Origin of the sequence: Paraoerskovia sediminicola (assembly GCF_030296575.1) — a bacterium.
GTDB classification, from domain to species: domain Bacteria; phylum Actinomycetota; class Actinomycetes; order Actinomycetales; family Cellulomonadaceae; genus Paraoerskovia; species Paraoerskovia sediminicola.
In genome coordinates this window covers 2348967-2363073 of record NZ_AP027729.1, presented here as the reverse complement: position 1 = coordinate 2363073, position 14107 = coordinate 2348967, and the positions used below count along the sequence as shown (strand labels likewise).

Sequence of the window (14107 nt, the reverse complement as noted above, 5' to 3'; positions counted from 1 at the left end):
TCGCAGCACCGGACTCACGCGCCACAGTCTCCCACGGCCCCGGGCCGGCTCACGGCCCTGCGGGAGCCGGCGGGTCCGCCGCGCGGGTCGCCGCTCACGCCACCACCGCACCGCCCGACGGCCATGCGGTCGCGTCCGGTGAGGTCCGCCACGGTGCGCACGTCCGCGAACCCGCAGGCCTCGAGCAGCCTGCGGGCGTCCTCGGCCTGGACCTCGGCGTGCTCCATGACGAAGAGCCCGCCCGGCGCCAGCAGCCTGGCGGCTGCGGCGGCGACGCCGCGGGGCACCTCGAGCCCGTCGGGCCCGAGGCCGTAGAGGGCGACCTCCGGGTCGTGGTGAGCGACCTCGGGGTCGCGCGGGACGGCGTCCGACGGGACGTACGGCGGGTTGCTCACCACGACGTCGCACCGCCCGTCCAGCTCGGCGAGCGCGGTGCGCGCGTCGCCGCGCACGAGGCGGACGGCGCCTCCCGCCCTCGGGAGGACGGCGGCGGCCTCGACGTTGCGCCGGGCCCACGCGTACGCGTCGGCGTCGAGCTCGACGGCGTGGACCTGCGCGCCCGGCACCTCGTCGGCGATCGCGAGCGCGATCGCCCCCGAACCCGTGCACAGGTCGACGACCAGCGCGGAACCGGACCGCCGGACGACGGCGCGCGCCTCCTCGAGGGCGACCTCGGCGACCGCCTCGGTCTCGGGGCGCGGGACGAAGACGCCGGGCCCCACGGCGAGCTCGGTCCGCCGGAACGGCGCGAGCCCGGTGATGTGCTGCAGGGGCTCTCGCGCGGCGCGACGTGCCAGGACGTCCTCGACGAGCGGCCCGAGCCCGTCGCTCCCGGCGTCGACGACCCGCTCGCCCGCACCGGCGACATCGTCCCCGATCGCATTCGCACCGGGCGCACCGGCACCTCCGACCAGGGCGTCGAGGGTGCGCCCGAGCAGGGCGGCGCGCTGGACGTCGGCCCGGCTCGCGCGCGCCGCGTGCGCGACCAGCAGCTCAGCGTCGGTGCGCGGACTCGGCACCCCGGCCTCGGCGAGGCGCGTCGCCGCCTGGCGGAGCAGGTCCGCGACGCGCGTGGTCCCCGAGATCACCCGGCGGCCCCGCCCGCGTCCGCGAGCCGCGCGGCCTCGTCGGCCTCGATCGCCGAGCGCACGACCGGGTCGAGGTCGCCGTCGAGCACGTGGTCCAGGTTGTACGCCTTGTAGCCCGTGCGGTGGTCCGCGATGCGGTTCTCCGGGAAGTTGTACGTGCGGATGCGCTCGGACCGGTCCACGGTGCGCACCTGCGACCGGCGCAGCTCGGCGGACTCGGCGGCGGCGGCCTCCTGCTGGGCGGCGAGCAGCCGGGCGCGCAGCACGCGCATCGCCTGCTCGCGGTTCTGCAGCTGTGACTTCTCGTTCTGCATCGACACGACGATCCCGGTCGGGACGTGGGTGATGCGCACGGCCGAGTCGGTGGTGTTGACCGACTGTCCGCCGGGGCCCGAGGAGCGGTAGACGTCGATCCGCAGGTCGTTCTGGTCGATCTCGACCTCGCCGACGTCCTCGACCTCGGGGAACACGAGCACGCCCGCGGCGGAGGTGTGGATGCGCCCCTGGGACTCGGTCACCGGTACGCGCTGGACGCGGTGGACGCCACCCTCGTACTTCAGGTGCGCCCACACCCCGTCCTCGGGAGCCACGGCCCCCTTCGCCTTGACGGCGACCTGGACGTCCTTGAACCCTCCGAGGTCGGACTCGGTGGCCTCGATGACCTCGGTCTTCCAGCCCTGCCGCTCGGCGTACCGGACGTACATGCGCAGCAGGTCGCCGGCGAACAGCGCGGACTCCTCGCCACCCTCCCCTGCCTTGACCTCGAGGATCACGTCACGGCCGTCGTCCGGGTCCCGCGGGATCAGGACGCGACGCAGGGTCTCGGTGGCGTCCTCCGCGGCGGACCGCAGCGCCGGGACCTCCTCGGCGAACGAGGGGTCCTCGGCCGCGAGCTCGGTCGCCGCCTCGAGGTCGTCGGTGGCCTGTCGCCACGCGCGGTGGGCGGCCACGACACGACCCAGCTCGGCGTAGCGGCGCCCGAGCGTCCGGGCGCGGCCGGCGTCCGCGTGCACGGCGGGGTCTGCGAGGTCCGCCTCGATCGAGGCGTGCTCGTCGAGCATGGGCTGGACTGCGGCGAACGTCTCGCTCACGGTGACTCCCTGGTCGGCAGTGCTCCTGCGACCAGGACAGGCCACCGGAAACGACGACAGCGCCGGCGGTCGGGACGCCGTCTGCCCCTGGAGAGGTTGACGGCACGGACCACCGGCGCTGCGGAAGAGCTACTTGCTCTCGGCCTTCTTGCCGTAGCGAGCCTGGAAGCGGGCCACGCGACCACCGGTGTCGAGGATCTTCTGCTTGCCGGTGTAGAACGGGTGGCACGCGCTGCAGACGTCGGCGGCGATCTTGCCGGACGTCTCGGTGCTGCGGGTGACGAACGTGTTGCCGCAGGTGCAGGTGACCTGGGTCGCGACGTACTCGGGGTGGATCTCAGCCTTCACGAAACTCTCCTTGATATGGGGTGTCTCCGGGTCGGCGGCGAGGAACGCCGTCGTGAACCGGTGACCAACCGATCATTGTGCCAGAACCGCGAGCGGTCCCGAAATCTTCCCGGCCCGGTCCAGAGCGTCCTTCGAGGCGTGGACCGAACCGATCGCCGGGGCCTCCGGTCAGACCGTGCGGCCCGGCTGGTCGCCGTCCGCGAAGTTCGCGGGCGTCGTCTTCTGGACCTGCAGCAGGAACTCCACGTTGGTCTTGGTGTCCTTGAGCTTGCCGAGCATGAGCTCGATCGCCTGCTGCTGGTCGAGCCCGCCGAGCACGCGACGCAGCTTGTAGACGATGCCGAGCTCGTCGCGGCTGAGCAGGACCTCCTCGCGGCGGGTGCCCGACGCGTTGACGTCGACGGCGGGGAAGATCCGCTTGTCCGCGAGGTTCCGGGAGAGCCGCAGCTCCATGTTCCCGGTGCCCTTGAACTCCTCGAAGATGACCTCGTCCATCTTGGACCCGGTCTCGACGAGCGCCGACGCGAGGATGGTGAGCGACCCACCGTTCTCGATGTTGCGCGCCGCACCGAAGAAGCGCTTCGGCGGGTAGAGCGCCGAGGCGTCGACACCACCGGAGAGGATGCGACCCGAGGCCGGCGCCGCCAGGTTGTAGGCGCGCGAGAGGCGGGTCAGCGAGTCGAGGAGCACCACGACGTCCTGGCCGAGCTCGACGAGGCGCTTGGCGCGCTCGATGGCGAGCTCCGCGACGATCGTGTGGTCCGACGCGGGGCGGTCGAAGGTCGAGGCGATGACCTCGCCCTTGACCGTGCGCTCCATGTCGGTGACCTCTTCAGGTCGCTCGTCGACGAGCACGACCATGAGGTGGACCTCAGGGTTGTTCGTCGTGATCGCGTTCGCGATCTGCTGCATGATGATCGTCTTTCCCGCCTTGGGCGGGGCGACGATCAGGCCGCGCTGGCCCTTGCCGATCGGGGCGACGATGTCGATGACGCGCGGGGTGAGCCGCGTCGACTCGTCGTTCTCCAGTCGCAGGCGCTCCTGCGGGTACAGCGGGGTCAGCTTGGTGAAGTCGGCGCGCTGGCGCGCCTGCTCCGGCGGGAGCCCGTTGACCGTGTCGAGGCGCACGAGCGCGTTGAACTTCTGCCGCGCGCTCTGGCCCTGCTGGTTGTCGTCGCCGCCCTGCGGCTGCCGGACGGCGCCCGTCACCGCGTCGCCGCGCCGCAGCCCGGCCTTCTTGACCTGGCCGAGCGAGACGTAGACGTCGTTCTGGCCGGGCAGGTAGCCGCTGGTGCGGACGAACGCGTAGCTGTCCAGGACGTCGAGGATGCCGGCGACCGGGATCAGGACGTCGTCGGCACTGAGCTCGACCTCGTCGAGGCTGGCCATGTCACCCGGGCCGCTGCGGTTGCCACGCCCGCTGCGCTTGCGGTCTCGACCACGGTCGCGCCCCCGACGGCGACGGCTGCCGCCCTCGTCGTCGTTGCGGTCGTTGCGGTTGCCGCCCTGGTTGCGGTTCTGGTTCTGACCGCCGCCCTGGTTGTTCTGGCCCGACTGGTTGCTGTTGCGCTGCCGGCGGTCGGAGCCGTCGGAGCCGTTCGCGCCGGCGTTCGAGCCGTTGTCGCGGTTGTCCCGGCCGTCCCGAGCGTCGCGGTTGCCGCCGGGCTGGGTGTCCCCGCCACGGGCGTCGTCCGCCTGCTTCTTCCCGCCCTGCTCACCCTGGCCGTTCTGGCCGTTCTGGGCGTCCTGGCCCTCGCCCCGAGCGGCCCCTGCGGCACGGCCCGCGCGGCGGGAGCCGCGCTCCTCGCCGCCGATGGTGCCGACGGCGGCAGCGGCCCGAGCGGCCCGGTCGTCGGTGCGCGCCGGCGCCTCGGCTGCCGCGCGCGTCCCGGTGGAGGTCTCGCTGAGCGCGGCGGCGACGGCGTCGGCCGCCTCCGGACGCGTCCGGGACGTGCCGCGCTTGGCGGGCGCGTTCCGTGCCTGCTCGTCCGTCGAGCGCTGCTCGGCCGGACGATCCTGGTCGGGGCGAGCCGCGCCGTCCGACGCCCCGGCGCCCTGCGCTGCACGCGCGGGCTGCCTGGTCCGGCTCGCCGGCGCGGACCCGCTCGTCGCGCCGGACGGCGAACCGCCGGTGGAACCGATGGCAGCGACCAGGTCGCTCTTGCGCATCTTCGAGGTTCCCTTGACCCCCAGCTGGGAGGCGAGCGCCTGCAGCTCGGGCAGCTTGAGCGAGCCGAGCGACCTGCCCTTGCCGCCTGCGCCGGCGCTCGACGCAGCGGTGTCGATGGTGTCTGTCACGAAGGACCCTTCCCCTCGTACGCGGCCTGCACTGAGGCGACCGCAGGTTTTCGACGCCCGGCGCGTGACGGCCGGGACGCAGTGAAGCCTCGCGCCGTGTCGACGGCGACGTCAGAACGACGCGGGCTGGATTGTCCCCTTGCCGGCGTGAGCGCCGCACGAAGTCATCGCGCGAGGCCCGGAGGTCTCGAACGACCTCACCTGCACGCCACCCGTCCACGGCCGAACAGACCGAAGGTGGTAGGAGACACGCCCATGCTACCACCGGAGCGACGGTGATCGGCTCCGATCACGCGAGACGCTCCCAGCGCAGACCCTCGGTGTCGATCGCGGGCCGCTCGACGCTCCAGCCGGACGCGCCACCGACGAGATCGTCGAGCACGAGGTCGAGCGAACCCAGCGTCGACTCCTCGGCCAGCACCAGGACTGCGGGGCCCGCCCCCGAGACGGTCGCGGCGAACCCGGCGTCGCGGAGCGCGACCAGGAGATCCCACGACCCGGGCATCGCCTGCGCGCGGTACCCCTGGTGCAGGACGTCGTCCGTCGCCTCCAGGAGCAGGTCCGGTCGGCGGCCGAGCGCCTCGACGAGCAGCGCCGCCCGCCCCGCGCCGCGGGCGGCGTCGGCGTGCGGGACCTGCGCCGGCAGCACCCCCGGGCGTGGCTCGTCGCGAGCCGGCCCGTGGGGACGAGGACCGTCGCCCGCACCGCGGGGTGCACGGTCAGCGGGACTGACCGGACCCTGCCGCCCGCCCCGGTCCAGGCGACCGTCGCACCCCCGACGATCGCAGGAGCTGCGTTGTCCGGGTGTCCCTCGAACTCGTCCGCCAGCGCGAGCGCGGTCTCGTCGTCGAGCCGCGCCGGGTCGGCGATCAGAGCCCTCGCGGCACCGATCCCTGCGACGACCGCCGACGCCGACGACCCCAGCCCGCGACCGTGCGGGATCCGGTTGACGCACCGCACGTCCAGGCCGGTCAGCGGAGCGCCGACGTGCTCGAGCGCAGCCTGGAGCGCACGGACCACGAGGTGGTCGGCGTCGGTCGGCACCTCACCGGCGCCCTCCCCCTCGACCTCGACGCGGACCACGGCGGACGCCGTCGCGCGCACCTCGACCTCGTCGTGGATCCCGAGCGCGAGGCCCAGAGCGTCGAAGCCGGGACCCAGGTTCGCGCTGGTGGCGGGCACACGGACCCGGACGTGGTCGGCTCCGAGCTGCATCGCTGCTCCTCAGGTGTCGGGGCGCGGAAGGGACGGACGGTCAGGACAGGTCGAGCGCGTCGGCGATCGAGACGACGTCCGCACTGACCCGGGTCGGCTCGACGTCGGCGCCGTCGAGCGTCCGCAGGGCCCACTGCGGGTCCTTGAGGCCATGACCCGTCACGGTCACGGTGACGCGGGCGCCCGCGGGGACCAGGCCCCGCTCGGCACGGGACAGCAGTCCGGCGACCCCTGCCGCTGACCCGGGCTCGACGAAGACGCCCGCCTCGGCCGAGAGCACCCGGTGCGCCGCGAGGATCTGGTCGTCGGTGACCGACTCGATGACGCCGCCCGAGTCGTCGCGGGCCTCCTCGGCCTGACGCCAGGAGGCGGGGTTGCCGATCCGGATCGCGGTGGCGACCGTCTCCGGCTCGGTCACGGGGTGACCGAGGACGATCGGGGCCGCGCCGGCCGCCTGGAAGCCCCACATCGCGGGGGTCCGCGTCGCGACCGCGGGCAGGCTCCCGCCCGGCGCGTCCGGGCACAGCCCCGCGTACTCACGGAAGCCCTTCCAGTACGCGGTGATGTTGCCCGCGTTGCCCACCGGGAGCACGTGGATGTCGGGGGCGTCGCCCAGCGCGTCCACGATCTCGAACGCCCCGGTCTTCTGCCCCTCGATCCGGTCCGGGTTCACCGAGTTCACCAGCTCGACCGGGTACGACTCCGCGAGCTTGCGGGCCGCGACGAGGCAGTCGTCGAAGTTGCCGTCGACCTGCAGGAGCCGCGCGCCGTGCGCGATCGCCTGGCTGAGCTTGCCCATCGCGATCTTCCCGTCCGGGACGAGCACCGCGCAGATCATCCCCGCACGCGTCGCGTAGGCCGCGGCCGACGCCGACGTGTTGCCGGTCGACGCGCACACGACGACCTTGGCCCCGCGACCGGCGGCGGCGGACATCGCCGCCGTCATGCCACGGTCCTTGAAGGAGCCGGTCGGGTTCATCCCCTCGACCTTGAGGTAGACGTCGGCACCCGTGCGCTCCGACAGCACCGGGGCGGGGACGAGCGGCGTGCCGCCCTCCCCCAGCGTCACGGTGCGCTCGAGCAGGTGCGCAGGCAGACGGTCGGCGTACTCGGCGACGACGCCGCGCCACTGGTGGGCCATCAGGATCCCTCGACTCTCAGGACGGACGTGATCGATCGGACTGGCTCGAGCTCGGCGACGGCCTGGACGGTCGCGGAGAGCGCCGCCTCCGTGGCGGAGTGCGTCGTGATGAGCAGGTTGGACGTCTCGCCGGGCTCGACGTCCGCGGGACGGCCGGACTCCGACGGCGCCTGGCGCACCCCTCGATGGACACGCCGTGGTCGGCGAGCACGTGCGCGACCCTGGCGAGGACGCCCGGCACGTCGTCGACCGTCAACCGGATCTGGTACCGCGTCGTCGCGGCGGACGGGGGCAGGATCGGGAGGTCTGCGTAGTTCGACTCCTCGGGTCCCTTGCCGCCGAGCACGCGGTGCCGGGCCGCCGAGACCACGTCGCCCATCACGGCCGAGGCGGTCGGGGCCCCGCCGGCGCCCTGACCGTAGAACATGAGGTCGCCCGCCTCCTTCGCCTCGACGAACACGGCGTTGAACGCGCCCCGCACGCCGGCGAGCGGGTGGTCGAGCGGGACGAGCGCCGGGTGCACCCGCGCCGAGACGCCCTCGGGGGTCTGCTCCGCGATCGCGAGCAGCTTGACCGCGTGACCGGTCTGCGCGGCCGACGCGACGTCGTCCGCCGTGATCCCGGAGATGCCCTCGCACGCGACGTCGGCGAGCGTGACCCGGGTGTGGAACGCGAGGCTCGCGAGGATCGCGGCCTTCGCGGCGGCGTCGTGCCCCTCGACGTCGGCCGTCGGGTCGGCCTCCGCGTAGCCGAGCTCCTGCGCCTGGGCGACGGCCTCGTCGAGGCCGAGTCCGCGGGTGGCCATCTGGTCGAGGACGTAGTTCGTCGTGCCGTTGACGATCCCGAGGACCCGCTCCACGTGGTCGCCCGCGAGGGACTCACGGACCGGACGCACGATGGGGATCGCTCCGGCGACCGCCGCCTCGAAGTAGATGTCGACCCCCGCGGCGTCCGCGGCCGCGTAGAGCGCAGGACCGTCGGTCGCGAGGAGGGCCTTGTTGGCGGTGACGACCGCTGCCCCGCCCGCGATCGCCCGCAGCAGGAGGCTGCGGGCCGGCTCGTCGCCGCCCATGACCTCCACGACGATGTCGGCCGCGTCGACCAGCGTCTCGGCGTCGGCCGTCAGGAGCGACCGGTCGACTCCGTCGGGGAGCTCCCGAGGTGCTGCCGGGTCCCGGACGAGGATCCCGGTGAGCTGGAGCGGCGCGCCCGCACGGGCGGCCAGGTCGGCCCCGCGCTCGACGAGCATCCGCGCGACCTGCGTCCCGACGACCCCGCACCCGAGCAGCGCGACACGCAGCGGCGTCGTCGCCCCGGGGTCCGTGGTCTCGGAACCGGCTGGGCTGGCTGCGGTCGCGCCGTGCGGCGCGGCGACGGATGACACGGTGGGCCTGCTCTCTGTCGTCAGTTCGGCGGCGGGAGTCCTGCGACCGTCACGGGCCAGGGACGTCCCAGGGGGAGGATAGTGCGGAACGGCCGCACCTCCGTCGGCCGACCGCACCGTGGTCACGGCCGGGCGCCGGCAGCTCGTCGGCCCGCGGCTGCCGGGCGACGTGGCCGGGCGACGCGACCTGGCACGCGACCTGGCAGGCGACCGTGCGTCGTCACCCCAGGTCGAGCGCGAGCAGGTCCTCCTCGGTCTCGCGCCGTACCAGGACCGTCGAGACGCCGTCCCGGACGGCCACCACCGGCGGCTTGAGCAGGTTGTTGTAGTTGCTCGCCATCGAACGGCCGTAGGCGCCGGTCGCGGGGACCGCGAGGAGGTCGCCCGGCGCCACGTCCGCGGGGAGCTCGACGTCGGGGAGCAGGATGTCACCGCTCTCGCAGTGCTTGCCGACGACCCGCGACCTGAGCACGCCCGCAGCGCCCTCCCGGTCGGCGAGCCGTACCGAGTACGTCGCCCCGTAGAGCGCCGGCCGGATGTTGTCGCTCATGCCGCCGTCGACCGAGACGTAGGTGCGGACGAACGTCGAGCCGTCGGACGCCTCCTCGGCCTCGCCCGATGCGCCCGAGCCGCCCGATCCGCCTGAGCCGCCTGAGCCGCCGCTGACGGTCACGGGCTTGACCACCCCGACCCGGTACACGGTCACCCCGGCCGGGCCGGAGATCGCGCGGCCGGGCTCGATCGAGATCGCCGGGAGCGCCGTGCCGAGCTCCGCGCAGGCGTCCCGCACGATCTGCGCGAGCTCACGGGCGAGGTGCGCCACGTCGATCGGGGTCTCGTCCGAGGTGTAGGCGATGCCGTAGCCGCCCCCGAGGTCGACCTCGGGGACGAGCCGCCCGGTGACGTCCCGCAGCTCGGCGCGGAGCCCGAGCAGGGCACTCGCCGCCGCCCGGAAGCCCGCCGGGTCCTGGATCTGGGAGCCGATGTGGCTGTGCAGCCCGACGAGGTCGAGCTCCGGGTGCGCCAGCACGTCGCGCAGGACCGCGAGCGCCGCACCGCCCGCGAGCGACACCCCGAACTTCTGGTCCTCGTGCGCGGTGGAGATGAACTCGTGCCCGCCCGCGTGGATGCCCGTGGTCACGCGCAGCATGACCGGGACCGGGTCGGACGACGTCCGGCCCGCCTCGCGGGCCAGGGTCGCCACGCGCTCGACCTCGGCCGCGGAGTCGATGACGATGCGCCCGACCCGCAGCTCGATCGCGCGCCGGATCTCGTCGTCCGACTTGTTGTTGCCGTGGAGCCCGATCTCGGGACCGGGCACCCCGGCCCGGACCGCCACGGCGAGCTCGCCGCCGCTGCACGTGTCGACTCGCAGCCCCTCCTCGCGCACCCAGCGGGCGACCGCGACGGACAGGAACGACTTTCCCGCGTAGTAGACGTCCACCGACGTCCCGACCTCCGCGAACGCGGCGCGGAACGCCTCGACGAAGGTCCGCGCCCGCAGCCGCAGGTCGGCCTCGTCGATGACGTAGACGGGCGTCCCGTGCTCCTCGACGAGCGAACGGACGTCCACTCCCCCAGGACCAGCGCGCCGTCGTCCGACAACGCCGTCCCGGTGGGCCACACGTGGGAGAGGTCGACCTCACGAGGCAGGGGGCCGCCGAGTGCGGCGGGCGCCCCGCTCACATCCGCTCCGGGGCGCTCACGCCGAGCAGGTCGAGCCCGTTCGCGACCACCTGGCGCGTGGCGTCGTTGAGCCACAGACGGGTCCTGTGGACGTCGGTGACCTCCTCGTCCCCCAGGGGCGTGACACGGCGTTCGCCGTACCACTTGTGGTAGTCGCCGGCGAGGGCCTCGAGGTAGCGGGCCACCCGGTGCGGCTCCCGGAGCTCCGCGGCCTGCGCGACGATGCGCGGGTACTCCGTCAGGCGTCCCAGGAGCGCGGTCTCCGTCGCGTGGTCGAGCAGCGTCGGGTCGAACGCCTCGGCGCCGTCCGCGCGCAGCCGCGCCACCCCGTGGTCCGCGGCGTTGCGCGCGACGTTGACCGTGCGCGCGTGGGCGTACTGCACGTAGAACACCGGGTTCTCGTTGGTCGCCCGGGACAGCAGGTCCAGGTCGAGGTCGATGCTCGAGTCCACGGACGAGCGGGCCAGCGAGTAGCGCGCCGCGTCGACGCCGACGGCGTCCACCAGGTCCTCGAGCGTCACCACGGTGCCCGCGCGCTTCGACATGCGCACCGGCACGCCGTCCTTGACCAGGTTGACCATCTGGCCGATGAGGATCTGCAGGTTGCGACCGGGCTCGTCGCCGAACGCCGCGCAGACCGCCATCATCCGGCCGACGTAGCCGTGGTGGTCGGCGCCGAGCATGATGATGACCTCGTCGGCGCCACGCTCACGCTTGTCGAGGTAGTAGGCGATGTCGCCCGAGATGTAGGCCGCCTCGCCGTCCGACTTGATGATCACGCGGTCCTTGTCGTCCCCGAAGGACGTCGTGCGCAGCCAGGTCGCGCCGTCGGCCTCGAAGATGTGCCCCGCGTCCCGCAGACGCTGGACCGCGCGATCGACGGCCCCGGTCTCGTGCAGGTGGTCCTCGTGGAAGTAGACGTCGAAGTCGACGCCGAAGTCGTGCAGGGACGACTTGATCTCCCCGAACATCCGCTCGACCCCGCGTGAACGGAAGGCCTCCTGGGCCTGCGCCTCGGGGAGGGACACCGGGTCGGGCTCCCCGGCGGCCAGCGCCTCCGCGGTCACCGCGCCCGCGATGTCGTCGATGTACTGGCCGCCGTACCCGTCCTCGGGCGCGGCCTCACCCTTGGCGCGTGCGAGCAGGGACCGGGCGAAGCGGTCGATCTGGGCCCCGTGGTCGTTGAAGTAGTACTCCCGGGTCACGCGCGCGCCCGACGCCTCCAGCACCCGTGCGAGCGAGTCGCCGACGGCGGCCCACCGGACGCCGCCGATGTGGATCGGTCCCGTCGGGTTGGCCGAGACGAACTCGAGGTTGATGTGCTTGCCCGCCTCGGAGTCCCCCGCCCGTACGCCGTGCCGGAGCGCACGATCGTGCGCGCCAGCTCCGCTGCGGCGGCGACGTCGAGCGTGATGTTGAGGAACCCCGGGCCCGCGACGTCGGCACGCGCGACCCCCGGCGTCGCCACCAGCCGCGCCGCCAGGTCCTCGGCGAGCGCCCGCGGGGTGGTCCCGGCCCGCTTGCCGAGCTGCATCGCGACGTTGGTCGACCAGTCGCCGTGCTCGCGCTGGCGCGGGCGTTCGACGTGCACGGACGCGGGCACCGCGTCGGCGGGCAGAGCGAGGGAACCGTCGGCGACGGCGGCGTGCAGGGCGGCGCTCAGGGCGCGCGAGAGCTCGTCAGGGGTCACCGTCGAATCCTATCCACCCGGGTCGGGCGCCCGGCCCGGGCCTGTTCTCTGCTGCATCGGTGAGGCACACGCACAGGACGCGGCAGAGGTGCAGCAGAGGTACGTCACGGACCCGACGGAGCGGGCCTGGAGTGCGCGGGAGCGGTGCTGCGGGCTGGTAATGTTCTGCATCGCGCCCTCGTAGCTCAGTGGATAGAGCGTCCGCCTCCGGAGCGGAAGGTCGTAGGTTCGAATCCTATCGAGGGCACCACCACGAGAACCCCGTGACCAGCGAGAACGCCGGTCGCGGGGTTCCGTCGTCCCGGGGACGGGATCACGTCCCACGCACGAGCGCTCGGGCCGGATATGCTCGGGCGGACCCGTGAGGAGCCCCCATGAGCGACAGCACGTACACGGACTTCGAGTTCGAGCGTCGATTCCTCGTGGACTCGTTGCCCACGGAGCTGCTCGCCGAGCCGGCCCCGGCACTGATCGTCCAGAGCTATCTCCTGGCGTCCGACGGGTACGGGCTGCGCATCCGCGTCCAGGCGAGCCAGTCCCGCGCCGTGGTCGGCCCCACGACCGACCCGCTCGAGGCGCTCGAGGAGCACGCGGGCGAGCTCGACTTCTGCGCCATGACCGCGAAGGGCCCCATGGTGGGCGGCACCCGGTACGAGGCCGAGCGGGAGCTCGACGTGTCGGTCGGCCTGGAGATGATCCGCCGGGGCGGTCAGCGCATCGTGAAGAACCGCTACTCCGTCTGGCTGGGCGCCGACGGCTGGGTCGTCGACGTCTTCGGCGGCGCGAACCATCCGCTCGTCGTCGCGGAGGTCGAGCGCTCCGGGCCCGTCACCGACCTGGACATCCCCGACTTCTGCACCACGGAGGTCACGGACGACCCGCGGTTCTCCAACGACCGGCTCTCGGCGGCGCCGTACGGCCGATGGTGCGCCGACTACCGGGACGAGCTCGCGTCGTCGGGCACCAGGTATCTCGACGGGTTCGGCACGAACGGGAGCACGGGGCCTGCGGGATCCTGATACGCCAGGGGTACACAAGCCCCTGAGACCCCGGTCCCACCGGCCGACCGGCCCTGCGGCAGGTCAGCCCTTGTACTCGGCGACCGCCGCGTCATACTGCAGGTGCCACGGCTCGTACCCGCCGGAGGCCCAGTCGGGGTTCGACCACCCGTAGGTGCCGATGTTGTCGAGGATCCAGCCGTACGTGGACTCGGAGCGGGTCTCCTCGCTGCAGAGGTCCACCGCGACGCCCCACCCGTGCATCGACGTCCCGGGGCGCGCCGCGTACCCGGCTCGCGAGTAGGAGAGGCCGACCTGGGAGCCGTACGACCGATAGCTCGAGACGAGGCACAGGTCCCGACCGAACGCAGCACGGAAGGCCTGGTTGAACGCGGCGAGCGAGACGGCGGCGTCGGGCCGGAGCTCGGACTTCCCGTCCCAGAGCTCGCAGAGCGCGTGCTCGTCGAGCTGACCGTTGGTCCCGGCGGGGCGGACCTGCGGGTCGCACCCCGGGAGCGCCGAGCGCTCCCCCGCCCTGCTCGCGGTGGTCTCGGAACGGTCCCTGGGCGCGGAGGCGACCGCCACCGGCACCCCCGCGCTCCCACCCTCGGCGACCACGACGTCGACGAGGTCGGGACCGTCGACCGCCGTCGCCTGTCCACGCACCGCGTCGGGACCTGCGGCGCCCGTGAGCGGGACCGCGATCGTCGCGACCGCGAGGCTCGCGAGGACGGCGGCTCGCGGGGCGACCCGCAGCGCCGGGCTCTGCGGCTGAGCGGCCGCCGCTCGCCTCGTCGCACCTGCGGCCGCCGCACGGCGTGCCGACGTGCCGGACGTGCCGGACGTGCTGACGGTCGACGCACCGCGCGTCGGGGCGACGTGGCCGGCGGGGCTCGCGGCACGCCGGGAGGAGCTCGAGGCATGCCTGGAGGATCCGGAGCGGCGACCGGCACGGCGGGCCGACTCCTTCGCCTCACGCTCTTGTGCCTCGCGCATCGCGCGACGGGTCATCGGTGCGGGGCCGTGCTGGTCCACGCACACCTCCGGACGTCGTCGTACGCGCACAACAGCGGAGCGTGGCTCACGCCGTTATGGTCGTTTCGTACCAAGTGCGGGGTCCGCACCATCTGGACGGAACCCTAGCCAAGGGTGAACGAGAAACCAAGTC

At 73.5% G+C, this 14107-nt stretch carries 9 protein-coding genes, 1 tRNA gene and 3 pseudogenes; 2 read left to right on the top strand and 11 right to left on the bottom strand.

Annotated features, from left to right (window positions below; all coding sequences use genetic code 11):
• Positions 1-14: 14 nt before the first annotated feature.
• The 10 genes and pseudogenes from prmC to argS all read right to left on the bottom strand — a co-directional run bounded on the left by prmC (position 15) and on the right by argS (position 11941).
• Positions 15-1085 carry a peptide chain release factor N(5)-glutamine methyltransferase gene (prmC, locus tag QUE47_RS10975; RefSeq protein WP_286219479.1) on the bottom strand — a complete coding sequence of 357 codons (1071 nt, stop codon included), beginning with the start codon at positions 1083-1085 and terminating at the stop codon, positions 15-17.
• Entirely contained in the window at positions 1085-2179 is a 1095-nt protein-coding gene (gene prfA / locus QUE47_RS10970; protein ID WP_286217322.1) for a peptide chain release factor 1, read from the bottom strand. Before prfA ends, prmC begins: the two co-directional genes overlap by 1 nt.
• Before the next feature lie 129 nt (positions 2180-2308).
• Positions 2309-2527, bottom strand: a complete 219-nt coding sequence (gene rpmE / locus QUE47_RS10965; protein ID WP_286217321.1) for a 50S ribosomal protein L31 — start codon at positions 2525-2527, stop codon at positions 2309-2311.
• A gap of 168 nt (positions 2528-2695) precedes the next feature.
• Positions 2696-4825: a transcription termination factor Rho gene (gene rho, locus QUE47_RS10960; RefSeq protein WP_286217320.1), complete on the bottom strand. Its 2130-nt coding sequence runs from the start codon at positions 4823-4825 to the stop codon at positions 2696-2698.
• A gap of 289 nt (positions 4826-5114) precedes the next feature.
• The gene (locus tag QUE47_RS16890) at positions 5115-5474 is read right to left on the bottom strand and encodes a homoserine kinase (RefSeq protein ID WP_350227539.1); all 360 of its coding nucleotides are present in this window, start codon (positions 5472-5474) and stop codon (positions 5115-5117) included.
• Between the two features lie 182 nt (positions 5475-5656).
• Positions 5657-6040: pseudogene (locus tag QUE47_RS16885) on the bottom strand (homoserine kinase); the annotation flags it as partial.
• Between the two features lie 40 nt (positions 6041-6080).
• Positions 6081-7181 (bottom strand): threonine synthase, encoded by a 1101-nt coding sequence (thrC, locus tag QUE47_RS10950; RefSeq protein ID WP_286217319.1) that lies wholly within the window; start codon positions 7179-7181, stop codon positions 6081-6083.
• Positions 7181-8430 (bottom strand): annotated as a pseudogene (locus QUE47_RS10945) (homoserine dehydrogenase). Before QUE47_RS10945 ends, thrC begins: the two are co-directional and overlap by 1 nt.
• A 355-nt stretch (positions 8431-8785) precedes the next feature.
• A complete protein-coding gene (locus QUE47_RS10940; RefSeq protein ID WP_350227538.1) occupies positions 8786-10138 on the bottom strand; it encodes a diaminopimelate decarboxylase family protein in 1353 nt (450 codons plus the stop codon).
• Between the two features lie 109 nt (positions 10139-10247).
• Positions 10248-11941 (bottom strand): annotated as a pseudogene (argS, locus tag QUE47_RS10935) (arginine--tRNA ligase).
• Between the two features lie 174 nt (positions 11942-12115).
• On the opposite strand from argS, the gene QUE47_RS10930 reads away from it, so the two are divergent.
• Positions 12116-12191, top strand: a tRNA-Arg gene (locus QUE47_RS10930).
• Between the two features lie 124 nt (positions 12192-12315).
• Entirely contained in the window at positions 12316-12960 is a 645-nt protein-coding gene (locus tag QUE47_RS10925) for a CYTH domain-containing protein (protein WP_286217318.1), read from the top strand.
• Between the two features lie 63 nt (positions 12961-13023).
• Here QUE47_RS10925 and QUE47_RS10920 read toward each other — a convergent pair whose 3' ends face one another.
• The gene (locus QUE47_RS10920; protein WP_286217317.1) at positions 13024-13974 is read right to left on the bottom strand and encodes a M15 family metallopeptidase; all 951 of its coding nucleotides are present in this window, start codon (positions 13972-13974) and stop codon (positions 13024-13026) included.
• Between the last annotated feature and the right edge of the window lie 133 nt (positions 13975-14107).

Coding starts and splice junctions, on each gene's coding strand:
- thrC (WP_286217319.1), bottom strand. CDS start 7,181: ATGGCCCACCAGTGGCGCGGCGTCGTCGCCGAGTACGCCGACCGTCTG.
- QUE47_RS10925 (WP_286217318.1), top strand. CDS start 12,316: ATGAGCGACAGCACGTACACGGACTTCGAGTTCGAGCGTCGATTCCTC.